Below are 15,883 nucleotides of genomic sequence, written 5' to 3' on the forward strand. Positions count from 1 at the left end.
CCGTAGGTCACAAAGGATGTGAAGATACGGTTCGAAAGTATGTTCGAGAACAAGGTGTCGAAAAAGAGTACGAGTGTTTGCATAAAGAAGCGGTTCAGTTATTTTTGTTTTGACTTAGATACCCCGTCAGCTCTGCTGCGGCGTAGTTCATTTGATGGGGAGATGGGGCGGCGAGATCATCAGTCAAGACCAGAAGGGAGATTAAATCTAAGACGGTAAGAACATTTTTTACACAATATTTCTGCAACTTTTCTCCGCGAAAACCCGTTTAATATCCTCTGAGCCCGTTTTGATCCAATAATGTCCTCGATTTTCTGGGACAGGATGTTTCCCAAAACCATATCTCCGTTTCTGTCAAGACAACAGGGCACCACCGTGCCGTCCGCAAGTATCGCAATCTGCTGCCTCAGGCCGAGGCAGAACCCGGTTTCACCGAAATCAGGGCCGCTGAGGTCCGGCCATTCAAAGCGTTTTGTCTTGTTGATGAAAATATTTTTTCCAAGATTGACTCCCGAAGACGTTTGTAATCTTTCCATGAGAGAATAGGACAAATCAAATTCATCTTGAACATGCCTGATCATCGCCGCGCCGACGGCGCCTCCGGCATCCGCGTCGGTGTCCCAGAGCCTGAGGCAAATGATATGACTTTGAGAAGCCTTCTTGGCGAAATCAATAATTTGACCGAGATAATTATTGACAGACGCTACTTTGCCGGCATCCACAAACGAATGCAGCGAAAACGTCACCTGCCGCAATGCGGGTTTCCCGACGATAAGATAGCCTTTTTCCGAAATAAGCGTTCCATTGGTGACCAAATTGACCAGTTTCTTATGCTTCTGCGCAATGTCAAGAAAGGCGGCGATTTCCGGGTGCAGCAGCGGTTCGCCGAGCACGTGGAAATAGAGATGGGTGGAATATTGGCCTAGGTTGACCAGAATTTTTTCAAACGTTTCCGGCTTCATGAACTGCGTGGTACGCGACGTGCCCGGGCAAAATTCACAAGACAAGTTGCAGGTATTAGTGATTTCAATATAGGTTCGTTTAAAAGGTTTCATAATATTAAAAAAAAATAAATCTGGGCGTTCCCCCGTCGCGTAAAAGCGGTTCACGGCCGCTCTACGCGACGGGGTCGGCCGTCCTTCCGGTCTCGGGCAAGCCCTCGGGCTGCCACGGCCCCCATATGCCTTCGGCGAGGGCCGGGCAGCACCGCGCTCCGGCGACGGCCTCCAGTCCTGCCTAACGCTTGGCATTAGTCAAGAGCCATTTTTATTCTCATCCTGCGTTATAGCATCGAAAAAAATGACACAGCTTGACACGTGCTGGTTATAAGACTTGTCTTTACTGGGCTTGTTGTGGGGTCCATTCAATTTACAAAAAGAAAGGAGGATGTTCCGCGCCAGGGGCGAACGGAGGCCGCGTTAGAACGCGGTGCCGCCCGGACGCAGCCGCGAAGCGGCATAGCGCCGTGGCGGCCCGAGGCGTTAGCCGAGACCGGAGTGAGAACCAGTGCCGTGACCGGCAGGCGCCATGTTGATTGACATGGTTATGAAACAGGATGGACTTCCCCCGCAAAAAATTATTGCATGGAAATCAACTCAGTATCTTGTTCACCAAATCCTCGGCCTCATGGCAAGTCTTTTCAAACGGGAATTTTTCGCGCCAGTCCGGGATCTTTTTGTCCAGCAGCTGGAACATGATGCGGTACTCGCCGATCATGGCCTTGACGGCGCCGGCGAGCTCGAACGAGGCCTTGATGTACGGCTCCACCTCGGCGATGTCCTTGGCGAACGACTGCGCCTTTTTAATGTCGGCGGCCGCGGACGAGAACTCGGCAAAATGCCGCACCTCGGCGCGCGCCCAGTCAAGCACAAGCTGGCATTTGGTCTCAAACACTTCCCTGTTCATGTCGGTTCCTTTTGCGCTGGTTTCGGCCCGCAGGTCGGCGAGCAGGCGGTTGCCGCGGGTGATGGATTCGCACGCGAAAAAACACTGGCAGCCGGCGCATGCCTCGAGCACGAAATCGCCGCCGCAGTAGTCCTTGCCGGCAAGCAGGAGAAACGACGCCTCCGCGTGTATGGTGCCGAGCAGGTCCACGATCCTTTTATCCATGCAGCCTCCGCTGGCGTTTGTTTATAAGAAAAATACTATTCGGCGGGGGAAAAAATAAGCGCCTCCCGTGGTTTTGAACCTTGTCAAAGTGTACAAGACATTCTATTTTAGGGTATCGGCCTAACAGTCCGGCAAGGAGACGTCATGGACTACGAACAATTGTCAAAAGACGAATGCGTGGAAAAACTTCGCGAGCTCGAAACGGCGTGCCAGGAACTCGAGCAGATGCGCGAGACCGTGCGCAGGAACGAGGAGCTGTACCGGGCCGCGTTCGAATACACCGGCACCGCCATGCTCATCCTCGAGGAGGACATGACCATCTCGGTGGGCAACCATAAAATGGAGCTCATCACCGGCTACAGCCAAGACGAGATTAAAAGCAAAAAGCTATTCACCGAATACGTGGCGCCCGAGGACCGGGAGCGGATGCTCAATTATTTCAAGCGCAGGCGCGAGGGCGGTTCCGACGTCCCCACCGAATACGAATTCAAGCTCCTGCAGAAGGACAAGGGCCTCCGCAGCATCCTCATCAACGTAGGCATGATTCCGGGAACAAAACGGAGCCTCATCTCCCTCATCGACATCACCGACCTGCGGTCGAGCGAACACCGGTTCCGCGACATGGCACAGCTTTTACCCGGCATCATCTGCGAGTGGGACAACAGCATGAAACTCACCTATGCCAACAAAAAGGGGCTTGAGACTTTTCTGTTCACCGAGGAGGATTTCAAGCGGGGAATCAACCTGTTCGACTTCGTTTCGCCGGAAGACCGGCAGCGCGCGGAGAAAGACATTTACAATGTCTACCACGGCATTTACGGCAATCCCGTGGAAAACACGGTCAGGCGGAAAGACGGCGCCCTCCTTCATCTGCTCGTCAACTCGGCTCCCATCACCGAGGGCGGCGAGATCATGGGCATGCGCATGTGCATCATCGACATCACCGACCGCGTGGTGGCCGAGCAGAAGCTCAGGGAAAGCAAGCACCGGTTCCGCGACACTGCCCAGCTGCTGCCGGGCATCATCTGCGAGTGGGACAACGCCATGAAGCTCACCTATACAAACAAGAAAGGGCTCGAGACCTTCCTGCTCACCCAGGACGATTTCAAACGCGGCGTGCACCTGTTCGACCTGATCCAGCCCGCGGACCACGAGCGGGCGAAAAAGGACATCGCCAATATTTACCGCGGCGATTACGGCAACCCTGCCGAATACACCGTGACGCGCAAGGACGGCATGGTGTTTCACCTGCTCGTCAACTCGTCTCCCATCACCGAGGGCGGCGAGATCACGGGCATGCGCATGTGCGTGATCAACATCACCGACCGCATGGTGGCGGAGCAGAAGCTCCGGGAGAGCGAGAAGCGGTTCAAGAGCATCGTTGCGTGGTCGCCCACCGGCATCGCGCTGTGCGAAAAGGCCGGCTGCCTCACCGAGATGAACCGGGCGTTCTGCGACCTGTTCGACATCCCGGCGAGCGCGGCGCCGGCCGAAGTTCCCTTTTCGGTGTTCAACGCGATTTCGCTGCCGGCCGATAAACAGGCGCGCCTTGACGCGGGCGAAAGCGTGGAGCACGAGACCGCCCTGCGGCTTGAGGGAAAAAAGGGCAAGGCCGAGGGGGACCGGTTTTTCATGTGGAACATCACCCCGCTCGAAAAAAGCCGGGACTCACGCGAGCTTTTCATTGTCCAGGTGCACGACATCACCGAAAAGAAAAAGGCGGACGAGGCGCGGCTGGCCGAGGCGCAGAAGGAAACCGAGGAGGCGCGCCACGTGATCGCCAGCCTGCGCAGGGAGATCATGGACCGGGCGAGCTTCCACGACATGGTGAGCAGAAGCCCGCTCATGAAGGACATCTTCGACATCCTGCCCGAGGTAGCGCAGACGCCGGCCACCGTGCTCGTCACCGGCGAGAGCGGCACGGGCAAAGAGCTCGTGGCCCGCTCCCTGCACGAGATGAGCAACCGCAAGGCTAAGCCCTTTGTCGCCATCAACTGCTCGGCCCTGCCCGACAACCTGCTCGAGAGCGAGCTGTTCGGCTACAAGGCGGGCGCCTTTACCGATGCGAAAAAGGACAAGCCCGGCACGTTCAGCCGCGCCGACGGCGGCACCATCTTCCTCGACGAGATCGGCGACATCTCGCCCGCCATGCAGGTGAAGCTGCTGCGCGTTTTGCAGAACAAGACCTTCGAGCCGCTCGGCGGGTCGCAGGCGGTGAAGGTTGACGTGCGCATCATCGCCGCCACCAACAGGGACCTTTCGGCCATGGTGAAGAAGGGCGCCTTCCGCGAGGACCTGTTCTACCGCATCAACGTGCTCGTGATAAAGCTGCCGCCGCTGCGCGACCGGCGCTGCGACATCCCGATTTTGTGCGACCATTTCATCGAGCGGTTCAACACGCGGTACAACAAGAAGATCAAGGGCATGTCGCAGGAGGCGGCGAACGCCCTTCTCGCGCACGACTTCCCCGGCAACATCCGCGAGCTGGAAAACGCCGTGGAGCACGCGTTCGTGTTCTGCAAGGAGCCCACGATCGGCGTCGCGCACCTGCCGCAGCAGTTCCGCGGCGGCGCCGCCGCCGCGGGCCTGCAGTCGATCTCGCATGTCAAGGACTTTGACGAACTGGAAAAACTGTACCTGCAGAGCGTGCTCGCCGAGACCGGCGGGAGCAAGATCAAGGCGGCGCAGAAGCTGGGGGTGCACAAGGCGACGCTGTTCCGTAAATGTAAAAAGTTGGGGATTGAAACGAAGAAGGATGAGGAGGAGTAATTCGAGATTAAAAACATGTCGGAAAAGACGGATGGATGGCGCGGACAGTTGTCCAGCATGACCTTAAATCCTAAATAAATCTCTTTCGTGTGCCATGGCCGTCCCGGCCGTGTCTCTATTTCTTCAATAGCAAACAAGAACAATTGCCTTTTATTGGCTGTGATTCTTGGCGTGTGGCCCAAGTATTCCGCAAATAATGGCAAATGCATGGTATATTATAATAGGTGTTGGGTGGAACTTGGTTTTGTAACCACTTTAGGGAAGAGGGGGTGCGCAAAGCAAAGTTAGAATCCATTATTTGTGCGGTTAAATTCTGAGCCACGAAAAAAATCTACTCAGGGGGGGCCATTACAATGAAATGCAAAATTCTTTTGGGAATGCTGGTTGTCACGATGCTGGCTGCCGTTTCCGGCTTCGCGGATACCTACACAGGCGAAACGAGCAATAGGGTGACGGTCAACATGGGTGTTACACCCTGGAAATTTACAAAATCCGATCCGGGCGGCGCTCAGGCGCCCACCTACAGCGATGCCGGATGGAAAGATGTTGGGATTCCGCATTGTTGGAACGACACCGACACCTTCATCAATCAGGCGAGCGGCGGCGGTGATGGATCCATGTACGGCGGAACAAACTGGTATCGCAAACATTTCACCCTGGACAACGCGTATGCCGCAAGAAAGATTTTCATAGAATTTGAGGGAGCGCATGTGGGCGCCTCGGTCTACGTAAACGGCACGTTCATTCCCGGCAACAGCGCGTATAATCCTCAATGCACCCATGTGATCGGGTTCATAGGGTTCGTCATTGACGCAACTCCGTATGTGCATTTCGGCGGCGCCGACAATGTTCTCGCGGTGCGCCTCAGCAAGAACGGTGCAACGTACGCCGACCCCGGTTTTTCCCTCGGGTTCCGCTTCGGCCAGTCGGACGGCGGTATTTTCCGGCCCGTATGGATGCACATCACCGACAACGTCCACATACCGATGAACGTGTACTCTGTTCTCAATAAATGGGGAACCTACGTGGCCACCACCGCTGCATCGGATGCCTCCGCCACCGTGCGCATGCTCACCAACGTCCAGAACGACGGGACCGCGGACGCGAGCGTATCGCTCAACACCAAGGTGGTGGACGCGAACAGCAACGTGGTGTTGTCGTTGACAAGCACGCAAAGCGTTGCCGCGGGGCAGAGCTACGTGTTCGACCAGAAGGGCGACATCGCCAATCCGCACCTGTGGTACCCGAACGCCAGCACCTACGGCACGCCGTATATGTACTCGGTGTACCACATAGTCAAGGTCAACGGCACGACGCTCGACGTCGCCCAGACCCCCCTGGGAATACGGACGATCACGTGGGACTCGGACTTCCCCTATATCAACGGCCACAAGCATTTGCTCTGGGGCGCGGCCTCGCGTTACGATTATCCCGCGCTGGGCACCGCGCTGCCTCCCGAGATCGAGTACCGCGACGCGAAGATACTCGCGGACGCCGGCGGCAGACTCTGGAGACCCGGGCATTCATCGTGCAGCCCGGGATTCGTCGCGGCCTGCGATGCCTATGGAATCATGCTCATCCAGCCCAGCGGCGAGGGTGAGGGAGCGTTTTCCACCGGCGCGAACGCGTCCGCCTACACCAAAGGCCTCAAGCTGGAACTGCACAGGGACATGGTCGTTCGGGACAGGAACAATCCTTCCATTCTTGCTTGGGAAGCGAGCAATGGGGACATAGACCCCGCCTTTGCCGATTTGACAAGGGGCGTTTCCACTACCTGGGACTCTCTTGCTCCTCGTGCCCAGTCTTGCCGCGGCGGCCCAGGATACGTGGTCGGCGACCTGATCGCGTGCACCCTCACCGGCTGTGACGCGCAGCAGAAGCCGTTTCATCCGCAATGCCCCTGGTGGGGAGCCGAATCCTGGGGCCGGCAGTCTTCGAGGTTCGCGTACGACTGGGAGATATGGTTTTCCGCGGAGTTTTTGCGGAACTGGTCGGCCGATATAACCAACACCACGCACCCGTTCGGCCTCTGTCAATGGTACCTTGCCGAAACGCCGGGTGAAGTGGGCAACTTTGCGGAGGGAGGCTCGCCGAGGTCGTTCGGGTCTTCGATGATGGATTTCAACCGGATTCCAAAGATGCTTTACAAAATATATTCGGCGGCGTGGCTGCCGTTCTCCGTAAAACCCGTGGTCTTCATCGCCCATCATTGGAACCGTTCGGGCACGGTACGGGTCAATGTGTTCAGCAATTGCCCCACGGTCAAGCTCCTGCTCAACGGCACCGATCTTGGTAACCAGAAGCCCAACTCCGATTCCGGAGTGGCCGGCCAGAACGACTTCACCGATCAACCTCCCACGTATCCCACCTCAATGCCGTACCAGTGCCATTGGGACGTCGCCTGGGGCTCGGGTACGTTGTTGGCCCAAGGCCTTGACGCAAGCGGAAAAGTGGTCTGCACCGACCAGAAAGTAACGGCGGGCGCCGCCGATCACGTGGTTCTGGTCGTGGACACGCCGCTTGTCAAGCCGAACGGCGACGTGTTCGCCATCACCGCCAACGGCACCGATGCGGCGCTGATCCTTGCCAAGGTGGTTGACGCCAACGGCATTTTGTGTCCCACCGCGAGCAACCTTGTAACGTTCGCCGTTTCGGGCCCCGGCAATTATCGCGGCGGCTCAGACCAATTCGTGACCGCGGGCCAGCCTCTCGGCTATCATTCGCCGCTTGATCCCGAGCTTTCCGCGGAAGGCGGCATGTGCAAGGTTGCGGTGCGGTCGACATTCACGACCGGTACCGTGACCGTGACGGCAACCTCGCCCGGGCTCGGCAGCGGCACGGCATCGTTCACCGTTGTCCCGGTGCCGAACAACGGGGTGGTAACCGCGGTGAGGCCGGCGGCGCGTATGAATGCGGCCTTAACCATGCCGGCGCTCGACATTCGGACCATCAACGGCGTGGTGAAGTATTACGTAAGCGGTCCCTCGCTCGTTTCCATGGAGATTCTTGACGCAAGAGGAAGAGTCCTGGAACGGACGGCCGCTTCGAGGGTGGAAGCCGGCTGGCACCCGGTCGCGATGAAGGGAACCCTTGGTAACGGTAAATCCGCAAGCGGTGAAATTTGCTTTGTCCGTCTTGACGTGGGCGGCGAGCGATTTGTCAAGCGCGTGCTCATGGTGCGGTAAAGCCGCTCCGCTGTGCTCGAACAGGCAAGGCATACGATAAGATGCCTTGCCTGTTCTGTTCATATCCGGCGGGCGACGGGTGGCCCGTATGCCCTCTCAAACAAATAAAGAATAACGCCGCCGATTGTCACGGCACTCCGGGCCGTGATATGGGCCACCTTTTTAAACATTTTGACCGGATTTTTAGTTAAGCTTATAACAAGAAAAAAATCATTCGAGTATGTCCTTTTGTCTCCGCAAAAGGGTGGTTTGTGTAACGGTCATTCCAGATACGCCCCCTCCGTATGCCAAGGCCGTCCCGGTTTTTATCGCTTGACTAAAAGCCATAATGGAAATTTTCCCCACTATTGACAACAATCGCAGGAAGCCTTATATTGCCTTGTAGGTAAATCCCACGTTAAGAAGGTAAGGAGGATTTCACATGTCCCAAAAATTCCATCCTTCAAAATTCTCCATTGTCCTGGCAGCATCTGTCCTGACCGCTTTTTGTTTAGTCATAAACATTCATGAACTTTCCGCCGCATCGACAGATCCTGTTCCGCCGCGTTTTTTCGGCCTGCATGGCATGGGGTTTGGGTCCAATGGAATTCCAACGCCGTCCAAGCCCTACGGTTTATTGAGAACGTGGGACCACTGGGGATGCGGCGACATCAGCTGGGCAGGATGCGAGCCGTCGCGGGGAACTTTCAGCTGGAATGCCATGGACAAGCTCGTGGATTCTCTCAAAGACAAGAACGTCGACATTCTCTACTGCTTCGGCGGGACGCCGTCGTGGGCGGCGGCCAGTCACACCGCTCCCCCGACGAACATCCAGGATTGGGACGACTTCGTAACTGCATTTGTAAACCGCTACCATGCGAGCATCAAATTTCTGGAGTGCTGGAACGAGTCAATGGCCGGGGAGGGGTTTTATACCGGCACCATTGCCCAGCTCGTGCAGCTTGCGCAGCACCTCTATACCGTTACGAAATCCGTTGATTCAACGGTCACGGTCCTGACGCCTGATGCGACCGGCGGCTCGTACAACATGTCGAAATTCTACGGTGATTACTTTACCGCCGGCGGAGGCGCCTATGCGGACGCTGTCGCGTTTCACGGCTATTGCTCAATGGCCGGCGCAGGCACGTACACGTATCCGGAAGAGATAATAGGCATCGTGGGGAACCTGAAGGCCGCGATGAGCGCCAACGGCCAGGGCTCGAAACAAATCTTTGACACCGAGGGAAATTGGGGTGATGATTCAAATATGCCCACTCATGATGATTGCGTGGCGTTCCTGGCCCGTCATTACCTTCTCCAATGGTCGCTGGGAGTGTCGAGCTATGCCTGGTATTGCTGGGACAATAATAACGGCGACTGGCAATGGGGGCAGCTGTGGACGCCGTCCGCCGGCCTCAACGCCGCTGGAATCGCGTATCAGCAATTATACAGCTGGATGGTCGGCGCCACGATGAGCCAGCCATACACAACGCAGGGCTCGGTTTTCACCTGCGGTTTCACACGGCCGGGCGGCTATAAAGCGATTGCGGTATGGGACACCAACAGGACTTCGACCTCGACGTTCACCGTTCCTAACGGTTATATCCAGTACCGGGACCTTGCAGGCGGCATTCACAGCCTAACCCAAACAACGGTTGCCATAGGGATAATACCCATTCTGCTTGAAAATCAGACCGCTGCATCCATCAACCAAAACAGACCAGAAGCGGCCTATGCCGCGCAGGGAGCAATGAAGCAACCTACAGCTCTTTACAACATGAGAGGTCAAATGCTCATCCGGCAGACGAGCGTGGAATCGGTCATGCAGGACATGCGCCGGCAGGCCCTGCCGCGAGGTGTCTATCTTATGCGCGGTCAAACGGCGGGCCGGACGGCTGCAACCCGTGTCGTGTGTCTGCCTTGACATTAGCAAGTGCATGTCGCAGAAATTCCCGGCTGCTTGAGAGCTAATGCCCGGTACAGATTTTTGGGTTTAGCGTAAGTGATAAGTCCGGAAGAGCGTAAATAAAGTATCCCGTCGTGAAGAGTGGAAAGTAAGGAGATTTTTTATGTTTCAAAGATTCCGGCCTTTTAACTTCTCCATGGCCATGGCATTTTCCATCCAGATAGCTTTTTACTTTGCCTTGTGCGTTCAAGAGATCTCTGCCGCATCAACAGATCCTGTTCCCCCGCGTTTTTTCGGCATGCACAGCATGGCGGTAATACCCGCCAAGCCCTATGGTTTATTCAGAACGTGGGATTGCTATTATTCTGCCGGGCCGTACACCGGCGACCACAACTGGAAAGACCTGGAGCCTTCAAAGGGAACGTATGTCTGGAGAGCGCTTGACGACCTGGTGAATGCGCTCGCACCGCAGGGCGTGGATATTCTGTATTGCTTTGGCAAGACGCCTTCGTGGGCGGCCGCACAACAAACTGATCCTCCCGCAAACATCCAGGACTGGGACGATTTCGTCACTGCATTTGTAAACCGTTACCATTCGAGCATCAAGTATCTGGAGTGCTGGAACGAGTCCGCGCCGCAGGAAGGCTTTTTTACCGGGACATACGTGCAGCTCGCGCAACTTGCCCAGCATCTTTACACCATAACGAAATCAATCGATACGAGCGTCAAGGTTCTGACTCCGGACGCGACCGGCGGCGCGTACAACATGTCGCAGTTTTACCCGGCGTACTTCGCCGCCGGCGGCGGCGCGTACGCGGACATTGTCGCGTTTCACGGCTACCCCTCCATGGCCGGCATTAATGTGCGCACACAGGCGGAAGAAATCCTAAGCATCGTCACGGCGCTTAAGGCCGCGATGAATTCCAACGGCCAGGGCGCAAAACCGATCTTCGACACCGAATGCTCGTGGGGGAACAATGGGAATCAGCCCACCGATGACGGCAAGGTGGCTTTCTTGGCACGTCACTACCTGCTCCAATGGTCGTCGGGCGTATCGATGTCGGCGTGGTATTGCTGGGATTGCGTCAATTGGGGGGACCTGTTGAGTTCCGGCACCCGCAGCGCCGCGGGGATCGCGTATCAGCAATTATTCAATTGGATGGTCGGCGCGACAATGACCCAGCCATGTACGGCCCAGGGTTCGGTTTACACATGCGCCTTCACCCGTCCGGGCGGCTATCAGGCGCTTGCGGTGTGGGACACCAACAGCGCCGCGACCTCCACATTCACGGTTCCCAACGGCTGCGTCCAGTACCGCGACCTTGCCGGAAACTCCGGTACTGCGGGCGGAACGGTCACGATCGGAATAAAACCCATCCTGCTTGAAAACATGAACCCTGCCGCCGTCAGTCAAAACTGGCCAAAGGCGGCGCGCGCTGCGCAGGCTGCGGAAGGGGACATTGCTGCTCTTTACAACATGAGAGGTCAAATGCTCATTCGGCAGACAAGCAGGGAATCGGTCATGCGGGACATGCGCCGGCAAGCCCTTCCCAAAGGTGTTTATTTGATGCATGTCCAAACGGCGGGCCAGACGGCTGCGAACCATGTCGTATGTCTTCCTTGACAACAGAGGGGCCTGTCGCAGAAAATAGCGGTGATTTTTCGATGGTAAAACTTCAACATTTCCAGGAGGTTCCATGAAATGGTACCACTACCTCGCCTGCTTCTTCGCGGGCGTGTTTTTGGCAAACACGGTCCCGCATTTTGTCCACGGCATTTCCGGTGACAGCTTTCCCAGCCCCTTTGCAAACCCGCCGGGCAGGGGCCTTTCGTCCCCTTTTGTCAATGTTTTATGGGGGTTGGCGAACCTGGTCGTCGGCTATGTTCTTGCCCGCCTCGGTAAAACATTCAGGTCGAACATCTGGGCGCTTATCGTGTTCTTTGCGGGCGTGGCGCTCATCAGCGTGCAGCTGGCATTTGCGTTTGCGGGAAAGGCGCATTAGAAGAAGTCAGCGCGTTTGGGTGGCGTATGGAAGCGAGCGGTCGAGGTTCCGTAGAGTCTCAATCCCTGGTCCGGATTTCAAACATACGATGAAAAGGCCCCCGGCACTGAGAAGCGTCGGGGGCTTTTTATATTCACCCGGTTACGAGAAATCAGTCATCGCTCACTCGGGATTAGCGTACCATCGCCGCGGTTTTCACCACGTACCTTTTCCCGTTGACGGTGAGGCTGACCATGATCATCCTTGAAGCGGTCGCGGTCCTGCCGATTGCGAACCGGTGAAGTCCGGCGGTCAAAGGGCCATTATGAAGCTCGGCGAGCAGTTTTCCACCCACGTCGAAGACGCGAAGCACGGCCCGGCCGCCCGACGCAAGATTCACCAGGGCGCTGTTACCGGAAATTCCAAGGATTTTTTCCGCCGCAAAGGTCGCGGGCGCCCGGCTCACCGAGGCCGCGGAAGACACGGTCACGCTGCCCACGCGCTCCGGCGCGAGCAGAAACAGCGGGCACATGCGTCCCGGCGGGCAGTAGAGGCTTTCCACTTTGTAAATTGCATAGCGGCCCGGGGCGAGCGGCTCGCTGGAAAAGCCCGTGGTCGAGCCGGCGGCAAAACAGGCGATATACGGGCACAGCGAGTCGTCGTAGGTGTACGAAAGGTAAATGATGGTGTCGGCGACGGAGACCGCGTTGCCGCGGTAAATCGTCCCGCAGCAGTGGTTCGCATTGTACAGGGTGAAGTGCAGCGAATCGGCCGCGGTCGGGTTCTGCGGAGTGACATAAACGGTGTCCCGCGGACCCGCGGTGGTCTTTGCAAGGGAGAAATCAACGGTGGTGGTGACGCCGTTGCTGACCGCCGTGTCGATGGTCTGCGCGACATAACCGCCGACGGCCGTCGAAACCGATACACGTTCTCCGTTCACGTCGAGCGGAATGCTGTCAACGGCATAGCGGCCGAGGGAGTCGGTGATCGCCGTATAAGCCACGGGAATAATTGGATAAGAGATGGCTTGGTTGAGGCCGACGGGCACAATCGGCACGAGAGTGCTTGTGGAGACAGTCACGGTGCAGCGGGCAATGGGCTGCAGGACGCACGGCATTCCGAGAAAACCCGAGCACGCCGCCCATACCGTTCCCGCAACGCGGCCGTGCGCGCCGGCGGCGACCAGGAGCACGGTAAGCGAGGTGTCGGACTGGGCGTACACCGGGATCTGCCTGCTTACGTATGCGGGATTGTCAAATGAGACCTGGTACGAGCCCGGCGCGATGGGTGTAAGCGCAAACGTCCCGGACGCGGCGGTGGTCGTCGAGTCGATAAGGACCTGGCCGGGGTTTGATATGATTGCGCCCGACAGGGGATTTACAATCGCAAGCTGCTGCCACAACCTGACCCTGACCCCGGGTATCGGCATTGAAGCGCGCTTCATCGGGTACGGATCGTCCATGACCGTGCCGCTTATCACCGCCAGCTTCACCGGCGGCAGGGTCTGGGCAAACACAGCGTGAAGCGTCAATAACGCTGCGACGACTGATAAAAATGCCTTTCTGATCATAAAACCTCCTTTAAAATCCTTTCAATCCCCGCGAATACAGACGGCAGATCGTCCAGGGAGCATTATGGTTCGAGAATGAGCCTTGACGATTGAGAACCATTCTTGATCAGATAAACTCCCGGTGTCCGTACTGCCGCACGATTGCCGGTGGAAGAAATAAGAACGCCCCTGACGTCATACAGTTTTTCTGCCAAGGCGACATGCGGAACAGAGGCTGCCGTGATGCCATTAACGATCCCGGTCGAGGGCGTCACGGTCACGGACCCGATTTTAACGGGCATGAATGCTATGGCAGGGCAGATTTGCGTGGTGCACAAGGGCGCGCGGAGCTCATACACCGCATAGGTTCCCGCCTTGAGCGGGGCGCTGTGAAATGGAAGAAGCTTGTCGATATCCATGCAGGCGATCATGGGGCACATCTGCGGCAGGTTGTACTGGTAGGAGAGAAGCAGTTCGGTGTCGTTCACGACCGCCACCGCCGTTGAGTCCCAGGTATACCGGGTACAGCAGTCCCAGTTCGGGATGATGATCGTGAACGTGATTTTGTCGGCAGTTGTCGGGTGCGGCGGGCTTACCGAAAGGGAATCCGCAAACACCGGTGAGAGAGCGGCCGCCAGGATCAATGCTGCAAACAATGTTTTTCCGATCATGAATACCTCCTTTTTTTATTGTCAACCATTTCTTAACGGTGCCACGTTGAAATGCTGTCCGGATACACGGTGATCGAACTCGTGTCGGCCTCTGCAGTGAATGCCGGCATGAGAAACCCCGGATTATTAGGAACTACCGTGAAATTCGCGTACAGACCGATGGTGTAACCGCCGGCCGGAAGAGGGCCGAGCAGGAATTCGCCGTCGTTTTTCGTGACCGCGTAGAACGGCGAACCCTGCACGTACACGTATGAAAGCGCCAGGGCAAGTCCTGATGAATCGATTGCCGTGCCTTTAACAAGACCCTGGTGTTTCAGGGTGTCAACGGTGTCGGCGTATGATGAGTCGGTGAAAACGGGGATTTTTTTAATAAATGCCGCTGATTGCGAAGGCTCGTCTTTGACAAGAAGGTTCACGTATCCTATGAAAGTATCGGAGAAAGCGAAGCGGCCGCTGTCGTCCGCCGTTGTTGAATCACAGAACCCCGGAATAGCAGAGCAGGGGAGATATGACTGGCTGTAAATGGAGATACGTGCACCGGGCCGCGCGGTGCCGCTAATCGATTTCGATACTGCCGCGACGGTGATGCCGGCGTTGCCGGTCTGCGAACTGTTTCCGCCCGCCAGCTGCGAGGAGGAGCATGCGCAGAACAGCGCAACCATACCGCTCAGCAGTATCTTGATGTTAAAGTCAAGCTTGGTTTTCATACAGCCCCTTTTGCATCAGGATTTTCGAGTTGTGCCGCTGCGGCCGGACGATCGCCCGCTTTCGACATAGGAAACGCCTGCACGTTCACCTGAAATACGCGGTTCGCATCGGCGTCCGCGTTCGCGATTTCGGCAATCTTGTCGTTTGCATCCATGAGCACCTTGCGAATCTGCTCGAACGCCGCGGCGCTCACTCCCACGGTGACGGTTCCGATATACCGCTGGTCGCGGGGGTATCTGTCCAGAGCCTCCTGCGCAAGGCGCATGGTTTCCCGCTGAAAGTTTGCAACCGAAAGCGAGCGGATGTTTTCACCCGTGGTGATGGCGGATGAAGTAAGTTCGAATACCCCCTTGCCGTTCAGGGTGATAAGATCGAGCTGTTCGAGCAATTTAACAGATTTCCTTGCTTGCGAAGCGGTAATCGGAGGCGTGACCAGCGATGCGAGGCGCTCGAAATCCTTTGTGCCACTGCCGAACGAATGCATGCCGATGAGGGAGCGGACCGCGCTGTGATACCATGTGGAATAGAAATCGTATTGGCCCGGCTTCACCGTGCGCACGTCCTTGAGCTTCTGCAGGGCGACGAGTTCGCGGTAATGGCGGTTGCGGTCATCAAGCGTTTTGGACTGGTTGAAATAGACAAGCGTCTCGAAGTACCGTGACTCGATCGGAGAATGCTTCAGCAGCAGGGAAAGCTTGTTCGCAGTCGCCTTTGACAGACCCTTGACGCCCTTGAGCACCGACGTGAGCCATGACGTGGAGTTGATGCCCATTTTCATGGAAAACCAGCGGTTGGAACCTGGAAGGCCCTGGGACTTCCTGTTCTCCACCCAATCGCTCAGATAAGCGCGGAAGTCTGTGTAGTCGGTGAGAGATTTCATAAAGTTTTGATCTTGTTTGTCTGCGTTTAAAAATCTGTCATTCTAGTGAGCGCCTATTCATAAAATACCGTTAAATTAATGTAATTTCAATGAATTTATCTATTGGTGGGCAAAATTTCGCTCAACGCGGTGAGCGCCATTTCGC

Annotated in this window: 11 protein-coding genes; 5 read left to right on the plus strand and 6 right to left on the minus strand. The window is 56.5% G+C overall.

Translation table 11 applies throughout. The features are described from left to right. Positions 1-179 precede the first annotated feature (179 nt). Together VLX68_06130 and VLX68_06135 are read right to left on the minus strand one after the other, a co-directional pair. Positions 180-1,250: an SPASM domain-containing protein gene (locus VLX68_06130; GenBank protein HUI91810.1), complete on the minus strand. Its 1,071-nt coding sequence runs from the start codon at positions 1,248-1,250 to the stop codon at positions 180-182. A gap of 340 nt (positions 1,251-1,590) precedes the next feature. Continuing rightward, a complete protein-coding gene (locus VLX68_06135; GenBank protein HUI91811.1) occupies positions 1,591-2,109 on the minus strand; it encodes a hypothetical protein in 519 nt (172 codons plus the stop codon). Between the two features lie 144 nt (positions 2,110-2,253). On the opposite strand from VLX68_06135, the gene VLX68_06140 reads away from it, so the two are divergent. The 5 genes from VLX68_06140 to VLX68_06160 all read left to right on the plus strand — a co-directional run bounded on the left by VLX68_06140 (position 2,254) and on the right by VLX68_06160 (position 11,951). After that, on the plus strand, positions 2,254-4,878 hold the full coding sequence (locus VLX68_06140; GenBank protein HUI91812.1) for a sigma 54-interacting transcriptional regulator: 2,625 nt from the start codon (positions 2,254-2,256) through the stop codon (positions 4,876-4,878). 353 nt (positions 4,879-5,231) lie between these two features. Then, positions 5,232-8,063 carry a DUF4982 domain-containing protein gene (locus tag VLX68_06145; GenBank protein HUI91813.1) on the plus strand — a complete coding sequence of 944 codons (2,832 nt, stop codon included), beginning with the start codon at positions 5,232-5,234 and terminating at the stop codon, positions 8,061-8,063. 421 nt (positions 8,064-8,484) lie between these two features. Further along, entirely contained in the window at positions 8,485-9,966 is a 1,482-nt protein-coding gene (locus VLX68_06150; protein ID HUI91814.1) for a beta-galactosidase, read from the plus strand. A gap of 145 nt (positions 9,967-10,111) precedes the next feature. Beyond that, the gene (locus tag VLX68_06155; protein ID HUI91815.1) at positions 10,112-11,572 is read left to right on the plus strand and encodes a T9SS type A sorting domain-containing protein; all 1,461 of its coding nucleotides are present in this window, start codon (positions 10,112-10,114) and stop codon (positions 11,570-11,572) included. A 73-nt stretch (positions 11,573-11,645) separates the two neighbouring features. Then, positions 11,646-11,951, plus strand: a complete 306-nt coding sequence (locus tag VLX68_06160; protein ID HUI91816.1) for a hypothetical protein — start codon at positions 11,646-11,648, stop codon at positions 11,949-11,951. Positions 11,952-12,123: 172 nt separating this feature from the next. Here the strand turns inward: VLX68_06160 and VLX68_06165 are convergent, their stop codons facing one another. The 4 genes from VLX68_06165 to VLX68_06180 form a co-directional block, all read right to left on the minus strand. Further along, positions 12,124-13,500: a carboxypeptidase-like regulatory domain-containing protein gene (locus tag VLX68_06165; GenBank protein HUI91817.1), complete on the minus strand. Its 1,377-nt coding sequence runs from the start codon at positions 13,498-13,500 to the stop codon at positions 12,124-12,126. Between the two features lie 62 nt (positions 13,501-13,562). Continuing rightward, positions 13,563-14,150, minus strand: a complete 588-nt coding sequence (locus VLX68_06170; GenBank protein HUI91818.1) for a hypothetical protein — start codon at positions 14,148-14,150, stop codon at positions 13,563-13,565. A 32-nt stretch (positions 14,151-14,182) separates the two neighbouring features. Then, positions 14,183-14,857: a hypothetical protein gene (locus VLX68_06175; protein HUI91819.1), complete on the minus strand. Its 675-nt coding sequence runs from the start codon at positions 14,855-14,857 to the stop codon at positions 14,183-14,185. Then, entirely contained in the window at positions 14,854-15,738 is an 885-nt protein-coding gene (locus VLX68_06180; protein HUI91820.1) for a TIGR02147 family protein, read from the minus strand. The genes VLX68_06175 and VLX68_06180 overlap by 4 nt, the downstream gene beginning before the upstream one ends. Positions 15,739-15,883 lie beyond the last annotated feature (145 nt).

It is taken from the genome of Chitinivibrionales bacterium, assembly GCA_035516255.1.
Taxonomy (GTDB): domain Bacteria; phylum Fibrobacterota; class Chitinivibrionia; order Chitinivibrionales; family FEN-1185; genus FEN-1185.